Below are 17333 nucleotides of genomic sequence, written 5' to 3' on the forward strand. Positions count from 1 at the left end.
CGACATCCCAACCGAATTGCTTGACGACCATAGAGCGTTGGAAACACCTGATCCCCTCCCGAACTCAGTAGGGAAACGACGCATCGCCGATGGTAGTGTGGTGCTTCACCATGTGAGAGTAGGTCATCGTCAAGCTCCTGTACGAAACCCCAGCTCGCGAAAGCGGTCTGGGGTATCTTCTTTCGGGCGCAGAAAACTGAGCGGCAGAACGCGTTCCTGCAATCGCGCGGGGCGCTGCGTGCAACGCCAATAATGCGGTCACTGCGGTGCGCAGGGCGCAGGGCGGCACCTGCAGGGTATCGGCACCCTCCGTAAGCTTCGCGAACAGCGCTCGCTCCTACAGGCGAAACAGCGTCTTAGGATTTAACTATCTGCACCTCATGGTCGTCTTGCTGTGATGAGTCACAGGCCTTATCAATGCGCGATTGCGTTTCGAATGATCTCGATTGATAACGACTGATCCTCGCGATCCCATCAGACGTGGCGAGCACCAAGGCATTCTCCTATGCGTCAATCGAGTCGAATTACCTTCCGTTCCACCTTTCGCATCAAGATCAGCGATCGAGATAGCGACACCCTGATCGGTTATGCCGGCGACGTTTCCGAGTGCGGGATGAAACTGCTGACCGATACCCCGGTAGAGCCGGGAAGCGAGCTGAAGCTGCGTGTGCGTATGCGTGACCGGCAGGGGGAGATGCGCCAGGTGGACGTGGATATGACTTGTCAGTGGTCGCTGGAGAATATCCGAACAGGCTTTTTTGAGGCTGGGCTCGCTCTGCTGGGGGATTCGGCCGAGTACGTCCGGCTGATCGAAGGGATGCGTAAGGTGCGTAAGGAGAAAGCTTAGGCGGGGCCAAAGCCGGTGACGCGGAGGGGAGAACGATTTGCTGCTGTAAGGCTAGCGCGGCGCGGTGGATGCGAGAACGCATCCACCTATGCAATCTTGATCAGCCCAGGGTGCCGAGGATATTCACACCTACTCGGTCAGGGATCTCGTTCTGCGACAGCACATGCAACCCTGGACTGAAGACCCGGGCGTAGCGGGCCAGCAACGGGCGTAGCTGCGGCATCACGGTCAGGATCGGTGGGTGGCCGTCCTTGCGCAGTTTCTCCTTCACCACAGGCATGGTGTTCTGCAACTGGTTGAGCAGGCTCGGTTCTACCGGGATGTTATCCAGACTCACCGGGCCGGCCTGCTGGGCGATGGCCAGGGCGTTGAGCAGGGTATTTTCCAGCGCATTCTCGAGGATGAACACCGACAGCTCCTGACGCTCGCCGGCGATCATGCTGACGATGCTGCGCCGTAGCGCATAGCGCACGTCAGATGCCAGCAGCACCGGGTCCTTGGTCGACTCGCTGGCTTCCAGCAATGTGGTAGCGATGGTGACGATATCCTTGAGCGGCACCTGCTCCTGCAGCAGTTGGCGGTAGACGCGGTGCTGCTGGGTATAACTGAGCTGGTTCTTCAGACTCTCGGCCAGCTTCGGCGCCTGAACCTGCAGGCGCTGCATCAGGTGGTCGACATCATCGTGCTTGAACACGTCCGGCAGGTGCTCGCGGATCACCTTGTTCAGGTGCGTGGCGATGACGCTGGCACAGTCGATCACTTGGTAGCCGAGATTCAGTGCCCGTGCCTTGTCCTCCGGCTGAATCCACACCACCTGCATGCGGTAGGCTGGGTCGACGCCGAGGATGCCGTCGATCTCGCCATAGAGCTCCGGTGAGGGAATGGCCATCATACGGTCGGCGTGCAGCTCGGCACCGTCGATCTTCTCGCCATTGATCTGGATGCTGTACTGCGAGGCCTTTAGACGAAGGCTGTCGCGGATATGCACTTCCGGCAGAAGGAAACCCAGGCTTTCCGAAAGCGTCTGGCGTACGCCACGCACGCGCTGGGTCAGCGGCGCGCCGGCGGCTTCGTTGACCAGGCCGACCAATTTGTAGCCCAGCGACACGGACAGACGCTCCACCAGCGGGATGTCTTCCCATACCATATTCTGCGCGCGTTCCTGGTCCATCGCCTTGCCCAGGGCTTCCACTTGCTCCAGGCTCGCTGCTTCTTTCGGCGGGCCGTTGCGCGCCACCATCCAGGCGACGAAAGCCACCAGCGCGGCGAAGCTGATGAAGGCCAGGTGCGGCATGCCTGGCACCAGAGCCAGGACGAAGAGGATGCCGGCGACGGTGTAGAGCAGTGCCGGTTGGGCCAGCAACTGGCGGTGTACCTGATCGGTAATCTCCGAGGATTCGTTGATCCGCGTGACGATGATAGCTGCCGCGGTGGACAGCAGCAGCGCCGGAATCTGCGCGACCAGGCCATCACCGATGGTGAGCAGGGCGTACTGCTGGAAGGCCTGACCCGCCCCCAGGTCGTAGACGAACAGGCCGATGGCGAAGCCGCCGAACAGGTTGATCAACAGGATCAGGATGCCGGCGATGGCATCGCCACGGACGAACTTCGAGGCACCGTCCATGGCACCGTAGAAGTCGGCTTCCTTGGCCACTTCGGCGCGGCGACGCTTGGCTTCACTCTGCTCGATCAGCCCGGCATTGAGGTCGGCATCGATGGCCATCTGCTTGCCCGGCAATGCGTCGAGGGTGAAGCGTGCGGTGACCTCGGAGATGCGCTCACCGCCCTTGGTGACGACGATGAAGTTGATGATCATCAGGATCACGAACACAACCAGGCCGACGATGAAGTTGCCGCCGATCACCACCTCACCGAACGACTCGATCACCTTGCCCGCCGCGCCGGTGCCGGTGTGACCTTCGAGCAGCACCACGCGGGTGGAGGCGACGTTCAGGCACAGGCGCAGCAGGGTGGTGATCAGAATCACCGTGGGGAACAGGGAGAAATCCAGCGGGCTCTTCGACGACACGCTGACCAGCAGCACCAGGATGGCCATGGCGATGTTGAAGGTGAACAGGGCGTCGAGCAGCACCGGTGGCAGCGGCAGGATGACCATGGCCAGGATCGACAGGATCAGCACCGGTATGCCGATACGACCGCTGCGGAAGGTGGGCGCGAGTTGCTGCAGTAGGTTCATGAATCAGCCCCTGTTGGCCAAGCTGTCGGGAATCGGAAGGTTGCTCGCCAGTTGCGGCTTGCTTCTGCGGCCCTGGCGCCAGGCCTTGAGCTGCAGGATGTAGGTCAGCACATGGGCCACCGCGGTATACAGCGGCGCCGGGATCTGCTGGTTGATCTGGGTGGTGAAGTAGATGGCGCGTGCCAGCGGCGGAATCTCCACCACTTCGAGCTCATGCTTGGCCGCCATCTGGCGCATGTACAGGGCGGTCTCGTCGACGCCTTTGGCCAGTACGAAGGGTGCGGCGGCCTTCTTGGTGTCGTACTTGAGCGCCACGGCGTAGTGCGTCGGGTTGACGATGACCACGTCGGCGTTCTTGATCACCTTGCTGATCTGCCGCTGCAGCATCTGCCTTTGCAGCTGCTTGACGCGCGCCTTGACCTCGGGGCGGCCCTCCTGATTCTTGTGTTCCTCCTTGCGCTCCTGCTTGGTCATGCGCAGTTTCTTCAGGAAGAAATAGCGCTGCAGCGGGATGTCGATAAAGGAGAACACGACGAAGATCAGCATCAGGCACAGGGTGAGATTGAAGGTCAGGTCAAAGGCTGCCGAGACGGCCTCGAGCACGCTGCTGCGCTGCAGCGCGATCAGGTCCGGGAGGGCCGCGCGCACCAGAACATAGCCAACGCCGAGCAGTACCAGCACCTTGAGTACCGACTTGAGCAGCTCGCTCCAGTTCTGTGCCGAGAAGATCCGGCCGAGGCCGGTGATGGGGTTGAGTTTGCTGAATTTAGGCGCGAAGTTCTTCGCGGAGAACACCCAGCCGCCGGGCACCAGCGACAGCACCACGACCAGCAGGGAAGTGAGCAGCAGCGGTGCCAGCAGCTTTATGAACACCAGCATGTTGTAGCCAAGCAGGGTGTCGAGGTCATCCAGGCCAATCTCGCTGTGGCCAAACTGGATATAGGACAGGCGGAAGCTGTCGCTGAGCCCTTCGAGGAACAGCCCGGCGCTGAATTTGAGGATGAACAGCGTGGCGATCAGCGAGATGGTGGTCGACAGGTCCTTGGAGCGTGCGACCTGGCCATCGTCCTTGCTCTTCTTCAGCTTGTGCGCGGAGGCCTCTTCCGTTTTTTCCTGGCCGCTGTTCTGCTCAGACATCGCCGCCCTCGCGCAGGATCACGCCCATGCCATTGAGCAGCTCGCGGGTCAGATGCAGGTAGCTGTCGGGCAGGTTCGGCAGGGTCAGGTAGATGCACAGCAGGCCCATCAGGATGCTGATGGGAAAGCCCAGGGAGAACAGGTTCATCGCTGGCGAGATGCGGTTGAGCAGGCCGAAGCAGAACTGCACCAGTGTCAGGCAAAACACGATCGGCAGGGTCACCAGCACGGCGGCGGCCAACACCCAGGCGAAGGCCTGAACGAAACTCTGCGCGCCGAGGTAATGCAGGCCGCTGCCCACCGGCCAGAACAGGAAGCTCTGATACAGCACGCTGACGGTAACCAGGTGGCCGTCGATGGCGAAGAACAGCAGCACCAGCAGGATGAAGTACAGCTGGTAGATGATTGAAGACGACGACACGCCATTCACCGGGTCGTTGTAGCGCGCCATGCTCATGCCCATCTGCGTCGACACCACCTCGCCGACCAGCATGAAAATGGTGAACACCAGCTGCAGGGTCAGGCCCAGCAGCACGCCGAAGGCGATCTGCTCCAGGGCGGTCATCAGGCCTTTCAGCGATAGCGGATCGATCTGCGGCATGTCCGGCAGTGCCGCACCGAGGGCGACCGTCAGCGCCAGGGCGAGGAGGATGCGTACGCGCACCGACACCGCCTTGTGGTTGAACAAGGGCGCCATGCTGAGCAGCGCGACGATGCGGCAGAACGGCCACCAGTAGGCCTGTAGGCTGGTCAGATACTGGCTGGCATGGAGCACGGGTTCGGACATGCTTCAGCCCACCAGGTGACCGGCCTGCTTGAAGGTTTCGATGAACAGATCCCCCAGCGTGCGCAGGATCCAGTGGCCGGAGAACACCAGCATGTCCAGGGTGATCAGCAGGCGCGGTAGGAAGCTGAGCATCTGCTCGTTGATCTGCGTGGCCGCCTGGAAAATGCTCACCAAGAGGCCGCCGAGCAGGCTCGGCACCACCAATACGCAGACGATCAGGCCGGTAATGTAGACGGCATGGGCCACCAACTCGGCGGCGTGTTCGGGCGTGAACATCGCAAGGCCTCGCTAATAGGGCTGGATACTGGTGGTGAGGGTGCCGACCAGCAGCGTCCAGCCGTCCACCAGAACGAAGACCAGCAGCTTGAACGGCAGCGAGATCATCATCGGCGACAGCATCATCATGCCCATCGACATCAGCACGCTGGCCACCACCAGGTCGATCACCAGAAAGGGCACGAAGATCATGAAGCCGAGCTGGAAGGCGGTCTTCAGCTCGCTCAGTACGAAGGCCGGCAGCAGCAGGGAGAAGTCCAGTTGGGCGAGGTCGTCGGGCATTTCCTCGCCGGCCAGGGCGACCAGGGTTTCCAGCGAGTTCTTGCTGGTTTGCGCGAGCATGAACTGGCTGATGATGCGCTTGCCTTCGCCCAGGCCCTGCTCGAGGCTGATCTGGTCTGCCTCGAACGGGACGTAGGCCTCCGTGTACATCTCCTGCCACACCGGGCGCATCACCAGCAGGGTGAGGCACAGGGCAATACCGATCAGCACCGGGTTGGGTGGGCTCTGCTGCAGGCCGATGGCCTGACGCAGAATCGCCAGGACGATGATGAAACGAGTGAAGCAGGTCATCATCATCAACATGGCCGGGAGAAAGCCCAGCAGCGTCATGATCAGCAGGATCTGCAGCTTGACGCTCAGAGTCTGGCCGTCTTCGGTGTCGTTGAAGTTGAACAGGGTGATGTCGCCGCCCGCTGCCTGAGCCAGCAGCGGGCAGCACAGGGCCGTCAGCAGCAGGCCAAGTTGCAGCAGCCGGCGCAGCATCACACGCCCAGTCCGCTGAGGCCGCTACCGGACAGCTCGACGATGCGCAGGCCGTAGTTGCCGTTCATCACCACCACCTCGGCCTTGGCGAACAGCGCACCGTTGACCTTCACGTCCAGCGGCTCGCCGGCCAGCTTGTCGAGGGCGATCACGCTGCCGGCGTCGACATCCATCAGCTCCTTGAGGGTGATCTCGGTGGAGGCCACCTCCAGGGTGACGTTGACCGGGATCTTGCCGAAGAAGCTCAGGTCCTGCTGCGGCAATGCGGCGGGCGCCTGCTCGGGCAAGGAGTCGCTGACGGCCTCGTCGAGATTGAGGCCGGCGTCGTTGATCAGGCTGTCGAAATCGTTATCGGAAATGGGGCTGCTCATGGGGTCTTCACGCTCTCAAGAGAAGTCAGGAACAAGGAGCCGTCGTCTTCGAAGATGGCGCCGCGAAACAGCTTCTGCTGGTTGATCTGTACGTCGCAGCGCTCCAGCAGGCGCATCGGCAGGATGTCGCCGGGACGCAGGGCGAGAACCTGCGACAGGGGCATCTGCAGGCTGGCCACCACGCAGTCCAGGCGCACCGGCAACTGACGAATCTGATTGAGCGAATTACCGCTCTGGGCCACCGGAACCGGAGGCGTCAGGCGGCTGGTCAGCTCGTCGACCAGCTGTGTGTCCAGGTAGATGAAGATCGATGCCTGGCTGCCAGTGATATGGCTGGTGAAGTTGAACTCCGCCACGTATTCCCAGGCGGCCTCTTCATAGGCGTTGTCATAAGGCTCGAGCTTGCCGAAGGTCTGGCCGGCGAGGATCGAGCGGGCGAACAGCTGGCTCACGTCCAGGCCCAGGCGCGTACGCATACGCTGCTCCGAGGTGCTCACCGGCGGCGCTTCATGGTTGGGCAGGCAGGTGCCGCCGTAGTAACACTCCAGCGCTTCGGTCAGCAGAGGGCGGTCCATGGCGAAGCCGACCTTGCCCAATGGCGAGCGATAGAGGCACTCGGCTTCTTTATTCACCTGCTCGTGAACATCCACCCGCAGCAACTCGAGATTGATTCGATAGTTGCGCAAAAAGTAATCACTGATGATTCGCGGATATTTGCTGGAAAGCTCGCGAATATAGTGCGGAATCTTGTGATAGTGCCGGCCAAGTTTCTGCGGTTTCAACCGGGTCAGACTGTCGGCGGGCACGCCATGAAGGACTTTTTTAATCCCCGTCATGTTGTGGGCTGTATTCCTGGTTGTAACTGCGCGAGCACCCACGAGGCATTCGAAGGCCGTGCAGAGGACGTTTTGATATGCCGGCAGGCCGCAGCAGCATCGCAGGGGCCATGGCGTCGAAAATCATCCGGGCACAGCGCTGCAGCCCAGTGATGACGAGGGGAAGTCTAGGCGGAGGGAGGGTGGGAAATTAAATCAATAGATATCAAATGCTGTTTTTGATGGCTGCTTGCCAGCATTGATAGGAAATAACAGCAAGTAATTCGGCGATTTTCTGTGCGCTTGTTAACGTCCGCGCCGTGATCCGTCGCGCATATAGATGCCGCGCAGAAAAGTGCTGCTGAGTTGACCCATAAGGGCGACGGAAAGTTTCAAAAGATTAAGGGGCCCTGTGAAAAAAATCTGTCATCTGCTTGGCAGTTTTGAACACGCGGTCGAACGCCGCCGCCTGGCTCATGAAAGACAACGGGTGATTTACCTTGCAGCATTCAACTCAAACGGTAAGTTACGCCTGCGACGAGCTGTTCGATGAACAGCTGGGGCAGCAACATATAGTCGTGATCGGTCAGGCCGATGCCGCCAGCGAGCGCCTGCTTACCGGCGGTTTGCAGCGCCAGGGCTTTCCTGTTCGTCGCTTTGCCAGTTGCCTGGAGCTGGATCCGGCCGTACTGGAAGATGCCAGTCTGGTGCTGGTGTTCGTCAGCAGCCTGGCTGGCAACACGCTGTATGCGCAGGTGGGCGCCATTCTGCGTCAGGCCGGCCGGGTCGGCGTGGTGCCGGTGGTGGAATATGCCGACCAGGAGAAAGCCGCCGCGCTGCTGGAGCTGGGCTGCGTCGATTATCTATTGGCGCCTTTCAGCGAAGCCCAGCTCAGTGCCTTGCTGCGTCGCCAGGAGTCGGCCAGCTCAAGCGAAGAGGGTTTCGTGTCCTGCTCGCAGGCCGGCCGCCGCCTGCTGGCCATGGCCCAGCGCGTGGCCATGACCCGTGCGCCGATCCTGATTACCGGCGAGACCGGCACCGGCAAGGAGCTGATGGCGCGCTACATCCACCGCTTCTCGGCGCAGGATGACGCGCCCTTCATTGCGGTGAACTGCGCGGCGATTCCCGAGCAGATGCTCGAATCCATTCTCTTCGGCCATGAGAAAGGCGCCTTCACCGGCGCCGTGAGCGCCCAACCGGGCAAGTTCGAACTGGCCAATGGCGGCACGCTGTTGCTCGACGAAATCGGCGAGCTGCCGCTGGGGCTGCAGGCCAAGCTGCTGCGCGTGCTGCAGGAGCAGCGCGTCGAGCGTCTGGGCGGGCGCCGCGAAATTGCCTTGGACGTGCGCATCATCGCTGCCACCAACCGCGATCTGCAGCAGGAAGTGGCCGAAGGGCGCTTCCGCGCCGACCTGATGTTCCGCCTCGATGTATTGCCGTTGCACATCAGCCCGCTGCGCGAGCGCAAGGAGGACGTGCTGGCCCTGGCGCGCCGGTTCATTCGCCAATACGCGCCTCAGGACGCGCGTCACGAACTGCTGACCGAAGATGCCTGTCGCGTGCTGCTGGCGCATGACTGGCCGGGCAACGTGCGCGAGCTGGAGAACTGCCTGCAACGTGCGCTGATTCTGCGCAATGGCCTGTACATCCAGGCCCAGGACCTGGGCCTGAGCGTACCCGTGAGCGGCGCGCCGGATCTGGCGCCACGCCTGCAGCCACAGGCGCTGGAAGGCGGCAAGGCAGCCTTGCGCGCGAGTGGCAAGTGGGCCGAATACCAGCATGTGATCGACACCATCCGCCGTTTCGGCGGGCACAAGACCAAGGCCGCCGAAAGCCTCGGCATGACCCCGCGCGCACTGCGCTATCGCCTCAATGCCATGCGTGAGCAGGGCGTTCAGATCCCCGTCTAGGAGAAGCAAAGGATGAATTCGATTAGCCAGGTGCAGCAGGACCTGCTGGGCCGCATGGAGCAGCTGAAGAACCTGAGTGAAGCGTCGCCGATCAAGCCTGCGCAGGCCTTTGTCGGGCAGCCTGGCGAGGGCGGTTTCGCCACCGCGTTCGACCATGCGGTACGTGCGGTCGACGCACAGCAGCATCGCTCCGGCGAGCTGATGGCGGCCGTCGACAGCGGACAGAGCGATGACCTGGTGGGGGCGATGATCGAGAGCCAGAAGGCCAGCGTTTCCTTCAGCGCGTTGATGCAGGTGCGCAACAAGCTGTCCAGCGCCTTCGACGACATCATGAAGATGCCGCTGTAAGCGGATCGGGGACTGACGCGTGCTGCAGACCATAAGAAGCAAGCTGCCCGAAACCGGGCTGAAACTCGATCCACGCATGACCCTCATCGGCCTCGCGGTGATCGCCGCGTTGCTGGCGGTTGGCGTGGTGTTCTACCTCTGGCGTGACCAGGGCTCTTTCCGCCCGCTGTACGGAACCGGCGAGGCCTACCCGGCCGCCGAGGTGATGCAGGTGCTCGATGGCGACGCCATCAGCTACCGCCTGCATACGCAGAGCGGTCAGGTGCTGGTGCGTGAGGATCAGCTCGGCCGTGCGCGCATGCTGCTGGCAGCCAAGGGCGTGCAGGTTAAGGTGCCGGCCGGCTACGAGCTGTTCGACAAGGACGAGCCGCTGGGCACCAGCCAGTTCGTCCAGGACGTACGCCTCAAGCGCAGCCTGGAGGGCGAACTGGCGCGCACTGTGATGGCGCTCAAGGGCGTAGAAGGTGCCCGCGTGCACCTGGCGTTGCAGGAGAGCAGTTCCTTCGTGGTCGGCAAGCGCGAGCCGGGCAAGGCTTCGGTGATGCTGCAGCTTGCGCCTGGCTACAAGCTGGCACCGGAGCAGGTCAGCGCCATCGTCAATCTGGTGGCCGGTAGCGTGCCGCAGCTCGAGGCCGGCAACGTGCAGGTGGTCGATCAGTACGGCGCGTTGCTGTCGCGCGGCATCGATACCCTCGGCGGCCCGGTGCAGAACTGGCAAGTGGTCGATGACTACCAGAGCAAGGCGATGGCCAACGCCGAAGCGGTGCTGGCGCCGGTGCTCGGTGGCGGCAATTATCGTATCAGCGTGTCGGCCGACATCGACTTCAGCCAGAAGGAAGAAACCTTCCAGGCCTATGGCGAGAGCCCGCGGCTGCGCAACGAAGTGCTGCGTGACGAAAGCGTGCTCGACCAGCTGGCGCTTGGTGTGCCCGGTTCGCTGGCCAATCAGCCGCCGCAACCGGCCCCACCGGCCAATCAGGCCGCCAACCAGCAGGCGCAGGCGGGTGCTCAGGCGGACAACGCCAACCAGGCGGCGACCTCGCTGCGCAAGGAATCCAACCGCCAACTCGATTACGACCAGAGCATCACCCACGTCAAACATGCGCCGTTCAGCCTGCGTCAGCAGAGCATCGCCGTGGTGCTCAACGCAGCGGTGGCGCCGGAGGGCGGTTGGACGCCCGAGGCGCGCGAGGAGCTTGCGGCGATGGTCAAGAGCGCCGTGGGTTTCAACCAGGCGCGCGGCGACCTGCTGACGCTGAGCGTCTTCCCCTTCACTGATGCCAGCATCAATGGCGCGGGCGAGGACCTGCTGCCCTGGTGGGAAAACACCAAGGTGCACGACCTGGCCAAGCTTGGCGTGTTTGCCCTGATCAGTCTGCTGCTGTTGCTGATGGTGGTGCGTCCTGCGGTACGCAGCCTGAGCCAACGCAACCAGGCGGCGCTGCCGGCGGTGGCCGAGGGCGATGATCAGCTGGCGCTGCACGCCGAGCGTGCGGCCGAGCGCCTGCTGGCCCGCGTTGGCGACGATGCGCCGGGGGCCACCATCCTCGGTGAACTCAGCCCTTTGTCGGAGATTCGCCTGCCGGCGCCTGGCTCGGGCCTGGAGCTGCAGATCGAACACCTGCAGATGCTGGCCAAGAACGATCCCGAGCGCGTCTCGGAAGTCATCAAACAATGGATAGGACGCAATGAGCGAGACCTCAACCCAGCCTGACGGCCGCGGTGGTTCCACCGCCAAAGAAATGCGCCTGCGCGTGCAGAAGCGTTCGCTGAGTTCTTCCGAGCAGGCCGCGATACTCATGCTGAGCATGGGCGACGAGATTTCCGCTGGCGTGCTCAAGCACTTCTCGCGTGAGGAGATCGTCAGCATCAGCCAGGCCATGGCGCGCCTGTCCAACGTCAAGCAGCCGATGGTTTCCGATGTCATCGGCCGTTTCTTCGAGGACTACAAGGAGCAGAGCAGCATCAAGGGCGCCTCGCGTGGCTATCTCGATGGCATGCTCAGCAAGGCGCTGGGCAGCGAGATCACCCGTTCGTTGCTCGACAGCATCTACGGCGAGGAAATCCGCGCCAAGATGGCCAAGATGGAGTGGCTCGATCCGAAGCAGTTCGCCGCGCTGATCGCCAAGGAGCACGCGCAGATGCAGGCGGTGTTCCTCGCCTTCCTGCCGCCGGGCATGGCCAGCGATGTACTCGAGTGCATGCCCAAGGAGCGCCAGGACGAGCTGCTCTACCGCATCGCCAACCTCAGCGAAGTGAACAGCGACGTCATCGCCGAGCTGGAGCAACTGATCGAGCGCAGCCTGGCGGTGCTCAGCACCCAAGGTTCGCAGGTACGCGGCATCAAGCAGGCGGCGGACATCATGAACCGCTTCAAGGGCGACCGCGGGCAGATGTTCGAGCTGCTGCGTGCCCATGACGACCAGTTGGTCGAGCGCATCGAGGATGAAATGTACGACTTCTTCATCCTCTCGCGGCAGAACCAGGACGTGCTCCAGGCGCTGCTCGAAGCCGTGCCGCTGGAAGAATGGGTGGTCGCCCTCAAGGGCGCCGAGCCCGAGCTGGTGCGCGCCATTCAGGGCGCCATGCCCAAGCGCCAGGCGCAGCAGATGGAGTCGATCAATCGCCGCCAGGGCCCGGTGCCGTTGAGCCGCGTCGAGCAGGTGCGCAAGGACATCATGGCCGTGGTCCGCGAAATGTCGGCCAATGGCGAGCTGCAGGTGCAGCTGTTCCGCGAACAGACGGTGGAATGAGATGACGGTCAAGGTGATCAAGGGCGACGCCCGCCAGTGGCGCGCCTACCGCTTCCCGCCGCGCAACAGCCAGCCGGCAGTGGACTGGAGCGGCGATGCCGCCGGTCTGCAGCGGGCCATGGCCGACGGCTTTCAGCAAGGCATCGAGAAGGGCTATCAGGACGGCCTGCAGCAAGGCGAGGAGGCCGGGCGTCAGGCCGGCTTCGAGCAGGGCCGTGACGAGGGGCTGAAACTCGGGCGTGAGGAAGGCCGCGAGGAGGGCCGTCGCGAATTCGAACTGGCTGCGCAGCCGCTGCAGCAGATCAGCGAGAAGGTCGAACAGTACCTCGGCGAGCTGGAGCACAAGCGTCGCCAGGAGCTGCTGGAGCTGGTGAAGAAGGTCTCGCAGCAGGTGATCCGCTGTGAGCTGACGCTGCATCCGACCCAGTTGCTGGCGCTGGTCGAGGAGGCGCTGGCGAGCATGCCGGGCGAGTCCGAAGACGTGCAGGTCCTGCTCAGCCCCGAGGAATACGCGCGGATCAAGGCCGTGGCGCCGGAACGCGCAGCCGGCTGGAAGCTGGTGGCCGACGAGCGCCTGGCGCTGGGCGAGTGCAGAGTGGTCACGCCGCAGGCCGAGGCCGACGTGGGTTGCCAGCAGCGTCTGGATGCCTGCATCGATACGCTGGCCGAGCACATGCACCTGGCCGAAGCCTGAGCGGGAGCGAACGCGGATGCTCGATTACAAACTCGACGAAGCGCTGCGCTCGCTCGACGGTGTGCAGCTGGCCAAGGTGGCCGGCCGCCTAGTGCGGGTTTCCGGCATGCTCCTGGAAAGCCTCGGCTGCCAGCGCAGCACCGGCCAGCGCTGCCGCGTCGAGCAGGCCGACGGCAGCCTGCTGGATGCGCAGGTGGTCGGCTTCAACCGCGATATCACCTATTTGATGCCATTCAAGAAGCCGGTCGGCCTGGCCGCCGGATCGCGGGTATTCCCGGCCAAGGACGAGGCGTTGCTGCAGATCGACGAGTCCTGGCTTGGCCGTGTGGTCAACGGCCTCGGCGAGCCTTTGGACGAGCGCGGCAAGCTCTCCGGGCGTGACCCGCTGCCAGTCGAGCTACCTTCGGTCAATCCGCTCAAGCGGCGCCCGGTGGAGGCCGCGCTGGATGTTGGCGTGCGCGCCATCAACGGCCTGCTGACCCTCGGCAAGGGCCAGCGCGTCGGCCTGTTCGCTGGTTCCGGGGTGGGCAAGAGCGTGCTGCTGGGGATGATCACCCGACAGACCAAGGCCGACGTGGTGGTGGTCGGGCTGATCGGCGAACGTGGTCGCGAGGTGCAGGAATTCATTCTCCATTCGCTCGGCGAGGAAGGCTTGCGCAAGGCCGTGGTGGTGGTGGCGCCAGCCAACGAGTCGCCGCTGATGCGCCTGAAGGCCACCGAGCTGTGCCACAGCATCGCCGCCTATTTTCGCGACCAGGGTCAGGACGTGCTGCTGCTGGTCGATTCGCTGACCCGCTACGCCATGGCCCAGCGCGAGATCGCTCTGGCGCTCGGCGAGCCGCCGGCGACCAAGGGTTATCCGCCGTCGGTGTTCGGCATGCTGCCGGAACTGGTGGAGAGCGCCGGTAACGGCGAGAGCGGCAGCGGCAGCCTCAGCGCCATCTACACCGTGCTGGCCGAGGGCGACGACCACCAGGACCCGATCGTCGACTGCGCGCGCGCCATCCTCGACGGCCATATCGTGCTCTCAAGGCGCCTGGCCGATGTCGGCCACTACCCGGCCATCGACATTTCCGCCTCGGTCAGCCGCTGCATGAGCCAGGTCGGCGAGCCTGCGCACCTGGCTGCCGGGCGCCAGTTCAAGGAGTTCTACAGCACCTATGAAAAGATCAAGGAGCTGATCCCGCTGGGTGGTTATACCCCGGGCATGGACGCCAAGACCGACCGCGCCGTACAGCTGGCGCCCAGCCTCGAACGCTTCCTGCGCCAGGAGGTCGGTGCCAGCGCCGAGCTCGGCGCCAGCATCGCCACCTTGCAGAGCATCATCAAATGAAAGAACAGCTGGAAATGCTCGGACGCCTGGCCAGCCTGCGCGGCAGCAAGGTGCAGCAAATGCTCGGCCGGGTCAGTTATCAACAGAACCTCTGCCAGCGCTACCGCAACAACATCACCGGCCTCAGCCGCCTGTGTGGTTTCACTGTGCCGATGACGACGCCGCTGCAGCGCGACAACCAGCAGCGTTACAAGGCGACCCTGTACAAGATGGTCGAACTGCAGCGTCGCGAACTGGCGCTGGCCGAGGAGAACCTGGCGCGCATTCAGCGCGAGCTGCTGGCAGCGATGCGCAGCGAGAAGGTCATCACCCAGTTCCTCGAGGGCAAGATGGGGCAGTGGCAGGAGCAGCTTGCCCGCCAGGAGCAGAAGATTCAGGATGGGCTGGCCGCGCAGGCCTGGTGGCGCACCCAGGTCAGCTAATTTTTATTCGACGTGTTTAAGTTCTTGCCGTGCCCGGTCGCTCTTAGGCCATAACACCACGCGAGTTGGATTCGAATCATGGAAATCAGCAGGCATCTCAAGCCCAGCCTCAACCTGCCTAGCGACGCACCGGCGCAGGTGCAGAGCGCCCGTCCGCAGCCAGGCGCCAATGCCCGCACCAGCACCAGCCAGGAACCGCGTCTGGAGCAGTTGCAGGACGCCCTGCGCAGCCTGCCGGACGTCGATCTGGACAAGGTCGCTCAGCTCAAGGCCGCCCTGGCGCGCGGTGAACTGAGCAGCGATCCGGCCGCACTGGCCGGCAGCATGCTGACCTACCACAGCGGTAACGATGCGTGACCACTGCGCGTGAGCAACAGCTGCTTCAGGTCATCGAGCAGGATCTGCATCAAGATTGCGCCGACTACCTGACCCTGCGCGGTCTGATGCAGGAGCTGTATCAGCAGTTGCTCAAGCGTGACAGCAGGCAGATCGACCTGCTCAATGAACAGATCCTGCCGCTGGTCGGCCAGGCCAAGGCGCGCGCGGAACGCCGCAGCAAGGTGCTCGCCGCCTTCCAGCTGGGCAGTGGCAACAGCGCCATGCAAAAGCTGCTGGCGCGTTATCCACAGGCCCAGCGCAAGCACCTCGAACTCACCTGGGAGCAGCTCGGCCAACTGGCCGGCCAGTGCAAGCGTCTCAACGAGCGCAACGGCAAGCTGCTGGCCATGCATAACGAGATTCTCGACCAGTTGCTCGGCGAGCCGGGCGCCGGCCAGCTGTACACACCGCAGCCTTATTGAGTACTCAGCCCCTCCTTGGCTCTTGTGGGAGCGGACTCGTCCGCGAGCTTTAGGCAGGCCAGCATTCGCGGACAAGTCCGCTCCCACGGTCTGGCGCCTGTACCTCCAGCGGCGAACTGAAGGCACCTGCCACGCCGTGCTAGACTCGCGCGCTTTCGATCCGTGGTGATTTCCTCCCGTGCCTCACGCTGCTCTCGCTCATCCGCCGCGCTGGCTGACCTGCGCCCAGCTGCATCCGCGGCCGGCTGCCGGTGTGCGCGAATGGTTGTTCAACGAAGACTCGCTGACCCGCCGCCTCACCGCCCTGTCGCATGACGGCTTCTCCGTCACGCCGCTGCAGGAAGGCTGGCAGCGCCTGCGCAGCGACGAATGCGCGCTGCTCGGCGTCGCCGAAGGCAGCCAGGGCTGGGTGCGCGAGGTGTACCTGCGGGGTCACGGGCAGCCCTGGGTGTTCGCCCGCAGCGTCGCCGCGCGCAGCGCGCTGGAAGGCTCGGGGCTGAACCTGGCCGAGTTGGGCAGTCGCTCGCTGGGTGAGCTGCTGTTCAGTGACCGCGCCTTCGACCGCGGCGAGTTGCAGGCCTGTCGTTATCCGGCTGCCTGGCTGCCACCGGAGGTGCGCGAAGAGCGCCTCTGGGCGCGCCGCTCCTGCTTCAGCCGTGGTGCGCTCGGCGTGCTGGTGGCCGAGGTGTTTCTGCCGGCGTTCTGGCAAGCTGCCGCGATCGAGGCGTAGAGCGGAAACCGCGTAGCGTTTTCCACCAGCCATCCGGCGACGCTCCACGGGCCGACGGCGCACCGTACCTCGCGCCTGTAGCGGTGGATGAAAACAGCGCCGACTACGCGCCCCGGTCCACCCTGCGTCTCCAACCCCTTTATAATCCGCGCAACCTGCACGGAGACGCTTCGATGTACACCCGCCTGCTGCAATCGACCACCCGCCTGCATCCGCGCGCCTGGGACTTCATCCAGCTGATGCGCCTGGAAAAGCCGATCGGCATCTACCTGCTGCTGTGGCCGACCTTGTGGGCACTGTGGGTGGCGGCCGAGGGCATGCCGAGTGCGAAGAATCTGTTCATCTTCGTCGTCGGCGTAATCCTGATGCGCGCCGCCGGTTGCGTGATCAACGACTATGCCGACCGCAACTTCGACGGCCACGTCAGCCGCACCCAGGCGCGCCCGTTGGCCAGCGGAAAAGTCAAGCCGCGCGAGGCGCTGGTGCTGTTTGCCGTGCTGGTGGCGCTGAGCTTCGTGCTGGTGCTATTCACCAACGCCACCACCATCTGGCTGTCGTTCGGCGGCCTGGCCCTGGCCGCCTGCTATCCGTTCATGAAGCGCTACACCTTCTACCCGCAGGTGGTGCTTGGTGCGGCCTTCTCCTGGGGCATGCCGATGGCTTTCACCGCCGAGACCGGCAGCCTGCCGCCTGAAGCCTGGCTGCTGTACATCGCCAACCTGCTCTGGACCGTGGCCTACGACACCTACTACGCCATGGCCGACCGCGAGGACGACCTGAAGATCGGGGTTAAATCCACTGCCATCCTCTTCGGCGACGCCGACCGCCTGATCATCGCCAGCCTGCAGGGCCTGGCGCTGCTCTGCCTGTTGCTGGCTGGCGCACGTTTCGAGCTGGGCCTGTACTTCCATCTCGGTCTGCTGGTGGCCGCCGCATGCTTTGCCTGGGAATTCCATGTGACCCGCCGCCGCGAGCCACTGGTGTGCTTCAACGCCTTCCTGCACAACCACTGGGCGGGGTTGGCGATCTTTATCGGGATAGTGCTGGACTTCGCACTCCGGTAAGTCCTGCCGCTTTCCTGTCATATCGCTGCAATAATTCCGTTATCTAATGCGGCGCAGACAGAGAAACGAATAGAGGCTAAGGCC

Annotated in this window: 19 protein-coding genes and 1 rRNA gene; 13 read left to right on the forward strand and 7 right to left on the reverse strand. The window is 63.5% G+C overall.

The annotated features are described in order from the left end of the window. Nucleotides 1-19 precede the first annotated feature (19 nt). Together rrf and B3P22_RS22185 are read left to right on the forward strand one after the other, a co-directional pair. A 5S ribosomal RNA gene (gene rrf / locus B3P22_RS22180) occupies nt 20-135 on the forward strand. A gap of 370 nt (nt 136-505) precedes the next feature. Continuing rightward, on the forward strand, nt 506-847 hold the full coding sequence (locus B3P22_RS22185; RefSeq protein ID WP_296272548.1) for a PilZ domain-containing protein: 342 nt from the start codon (nt 506-508) through the stop codon (nt 845-847). A 100-nt stretch (nt 848-947) separates the two neighbouring features. Here B3P22_RS22185 and flhA read toward each other — a convergent pair whose 3' ends face one another. The 7 genes from flhA to B3P22_RS22220 are packed head-to-tail and all read right to left on the reverse strand — an operon-like array spanning nt 948 to nt 7216. Further along, nucleotides 948-3044 carry a flagellar biosynthesis protein FlhA gene (gene flhA / locus B3P22_RS22190; protein WP_296272549.1) on the reverse strand — a complete coding sequence of 699 codons (2097 nt, stop codon included), beginning with the start codon at nt 3042-3044 and terminating at the stop codon, nt 948-950. Nucleotides 3045-3047: 3 nt separating this feature from the next. Then, nucleotides 3048-4181: a flagellar biosynthesis protein FlhB gene (gene flhB / locus B3P22_RS22195; protein ID WP_296272550.1), complete on the reverse strand. Its 1134-nt coding sequence runs from the start codon at nt 4179-4181 to the stop codon at nt 3048-3050. After that, nucleotides 4174-4968, reverse strand: coding sequence for a flagellar biosynthetic protein FliR (gene fliR / locus B3P22_RS22200; protein ID WP_197858531.1), 795 nt, complete (start codon nt 4966-4968; stop codon nt 4174-4176). Before fliR ends, flhB begins: the two co-directional genes overlap by 8 nt. 3 nt (nt 4969-4971) lie before the next feature. Continuing rightward, nucleotides 4972-5244 carry a flagellar biosynthetic protein FliQ gene (locus B3P22_RS22205; protein ID WP_296272551.1) on the reverse strand — a complete coding sequence of 91 codons (273 nt, stop codon included), beginning with the start codon at nt 5242-5244 and terminating at the stop codon, nt 4972-4974. A gap of 12 nt (nt 5245-5256) precedes the next feature. Next, entirely contained in the window at nt 5257-6009 is a 753-nt protein-coding gene (gene fliP, locus B3P22_RS22210; RefSeq protein WP_296272552.1) for a flagellar type III secretion system pore protein FliP, read from the reverse strand. Then, nucleotides 6009-6380: a flagellar motor switch protein FliN gene (fliN, locus tag B3P22_RS22215; protein WP_197858534.1), complete on the reverse strand. Its 372-nt coding sequence runs from the start codon at nt 6378-6380 to the stop codon at nt 6009-6011. Before fliN ends, fliP begins: the two co-directional genes overlap by 1 nt. Then, nucleotides 6377-7216: a FliM/FliN family flagellar motor switch protein gene (locus tag B3P22_RS22220; RefSeq protein WP_296272553.1), complete on the reverse strand. Its 840-nt coding sequence runs from the start codon at nt 7214-7216 to the stop codon at nt 6377-6379. The genes fliN and B3P22_RS22220 overlap by 4 nt, the downstream gene beginning before the upstream one ends. Before the next feature lie 479 nt (nt 7217-7695). Between B3P22_RS22220 and B3P22_RS22225 the strand changes: the two genes are divergently transcribed. The 11 genes from B3P22_RS22225 to ubiA all read left to right on the forward strand — a co-directional run bounded on the left by B3P22_RS22225 (nt 7696) and on the right by ubiA (nt 17249). Beyond that, complete coding sequence (locus B3P22_RS22225; RefSeq protein ID WP_296272554.1) at nt 7696-9105, forward strand: sigma-54 dependent transcriptional regulator; 1410 nt, start codon at nt 7696-7698, stop codon at nt 9103-9105. A gap of 12 nt (nt 9106-9117) precedes the next feature. Next, on the forward strand, nt 9118-9453 hold the full coding sequence (locus B3P22_RS22230) for a flagellar hook-basal body complex protein FliE (protein ID WP_296272555.1): 336 nt from the start codon (nt 9118-9120) through the stop codon (nt 9451-9453). 19 nt (nt 9454-9472) lie between these two features. After that, entirely contained in the window at nt 9473-11167 is a 1695-nt protein-coding gene (gene fliF, locus B3P22_RS22235) for a flagellar basal-body MS-ring/collar protein FliF (protein ID WP_296272556.1), read from the forward strand. After that, a complete protein-coding gene (locus B3P22_RS22240; protein WP_197858539.1) occupies nt 11142-12206 on the forward strand; it encodes a FliG C-terminal domain-containing protein in 1065 nt (354 codons plus the stop codon). The genes fliF and B3P22_RS22240 overlap by 26 nt, the downstream gene beginning before the upstream one ends. Nucleotide 12207: 1 nt before the next feature. Beyond that, nucleotides 12208-12900: a flagellar assembly protein FliH gene (gene fliH, locus B3P22_RS22245; protein WP_275547781.1), complete on the forward strand. Its 693-nt coding sequence runs from the start codon at nt 12208-12210 to the stop codon at nt 12898-12900. 16 nt (nt 12901-12916) lie between these two features. After that, on the forward strand, nt 12917-14233 hold the full coding sequence (fliI, locus tag B3P22_RS22250) for a flagellar protein export ATPase FliI (RefSeq protein WP_013717781.1): 1317 nt from the start codon (nt 12917-12919) through the stop codon (nt 14231-14233). Beyond that, nucleotides 14230-14655, forward strand: a complete 426-nt coding sequence (locus tag B3P22_RS22255) for a flagellar FliJ family protein (RefSeq protein WP_197858541.1) — start codon at nt 14230-14232, stop codon at nt 14653-14655. Before fliI ends, B3P22_RS22255 begins: the two co-directional genes overlap by 4 nt. A 78-nt stretch (nt 14656-14733) precedes the next feature. Beyond that, nucleotides 14734-15012, forward strand: a complete 279-nt coding sequence (gene flgM, locus B3P22_RS22260; RefSeq protein ID WP_296272557.1) for a flagellar biosynthesis anti-sigma factor FlgM — start codon at nt 14734-14736, stop codon at nt 15010-15012. Continuing rightward, nucleotides 15009-15455 carry a flagellar export chaperone FlgN gene (gene flgN / locus B3P22_RS22265; protein WP_296272558.1) on the forward strand — a complete coding sequence of 149 codons (447 nt, stop codon included), beginning with the start codon at nt 15009-15011 and terminating at the stop codon, nt 15453-15455. Before flgM ends, flgN begins: the two co-directional genes overlap by 4 nt. A 178-nt stretch (nt 15456-15633) precedes the next feature. Next, nucleotides 15634-16185 carry a chorismate--pyruvate lyase family protein gene (locus B3P22_RS22270; RefSeq protein WP_296272559.1) on the forward strand — a complete coding sequence of 184 codons (552 nt, stop codon included), beginning with the start codon at nt 15634-15636 and terminating at the stop codon, nt 16183-16185. 173 nt (nt 16186-16358) lie between these two features. Continuing rightward, nucleotides 16359-17249, forward strand: coding sequence for a 4-hydroxybenzoate octaprenyltransferase (ubiA, locus tag B3P22_RS22275; protein ID WP_296272560.1), 891 nt, complete (start codon nt 16359-16361; stop codon nt 17247-17249). Nucleotides 17250-17333: the final 84 nt, after the last annotated feature.

It is taken from the genome of Pseudomonas sp. UBA6323, from assembly GCF_002439135.1.
In the GTDB taxonomy this organism is placed as follows: Bacteria; Pseudomonadota; Gammaproteobacteria; order Pseudomonadales; family Pseudomonadaceae; genus Aquipseudomonas.

What these genes read in the sequence shown, in the direction of transcription:
- B3P22_RS22185 (WP_296272548.1), top strand. Translation starts at nt 506, where the DNA reads ATGCGTCAATCGAGTCGAATTACCTTCCGTTCCACCTTTCGCATCAAG.
- flhA (WP_296272549.1), bottom strand. Translation starts at nt 3,044, where the DNA reads ATGAACCTACTGCAGCAACTCGCGCCCACCTTCCGCAGCGGTCGTATC.
- flhB (WP_296272550.1), bottom strand. Translation starts at nt 4,181, where the DNA reads ATGTCTGAGCAGAACAGCGGCCAGGAAAAAACGGAAGAGGCCTCCGCG.
- fliR (WP_197858531.1), bottom strand. Translation starts at nt 4,968, where the DNA reads ATGTCCGAACCCGTGCTCCATGCCAGCCAGTATCTGACCAGCCTACAG.
- B3P22_RS22205 (WP_296272551.1), bottom strand. Translation starts at nt 5,244, where the DNA reads ATGTTCACGCCCGAACACGCCGCCGAGTTGGTGGCCCATGCCGTCTAC.
- fliP (WP_296272552.1), bottom strand. Translation starts at nt 6,009, where the DNA reads ATGCTGCGCCGGCTGCTGCAACTTGGCCTGCTGCTGACGGCCCTGTGC.
- fliN (WP_197858534.1), bottom strand. Translation starts at nt 6,380, where the DNA reads ATGAGCAGCCCCATTTCCGATAACGATTTCGACAGCCTGATCAACGAC.
- B3P22_RS22220 (WP_296272553.1), bottom strand. Translation starts at nt 7,216, where the DNA reads ATGACGGGGATTAAAAAAGTCCTTCATGGCGTGCCCGCCGACAGTCTG.
- B3P22_RS22230 (WP_296272555.1), top strand. Translation starts at nt 9,118, where the DNA reads ATGAATTCGATTAGCCAGGTGCAGCAGGACCTGCTGGGCCGCATGGAG.
- B3P22_RS22240 (WP_197858539.1), top strand. Translation starts at nt 11,142, where the DNA reads ATGAGCGAGACCTCAACCCAGCCTGACGGCCGCGGTGGTTCCACCGCC.
- fliH (WP_275547781.1), top strand. Translation starts at nt 12,208, where the DNA reads ATGACGGTCAAGGTGATCAAGGGCGACGCCCGCCAGTGGCGCGCCTAC.
- fliI (WP_013717781.1), top strand. Translation starts at nt 12,917, where the DNA reads ATGCTCGATTACAAACTCGACGAAGCGCTGCGCTCGCTCGACGGTGTG.
- B3P22_RS22255 (WP_197858541.1), top strand. Translation starts at nt 14,230, where the DNA reads ATGAAAGAACAGCTGGAAATGCTCGGACGCCTGGCCAGCCTGCGCGGC.
- flgM (WP_296272557.1), top strand. Translation starts at nt 14,734, where the DNA reads ATGGAAATCAGCAGGCATCTCAAGCCCAGCCTCAACCTGCCTAGCGAC.
- ubiA (WP_296272560.1), top strand. Translation starts at nt 16,359, where the DNA reads ATGTACACCCGCCTGCTGCAATCGACCACCCGCCTGCATCCGCGCGCC.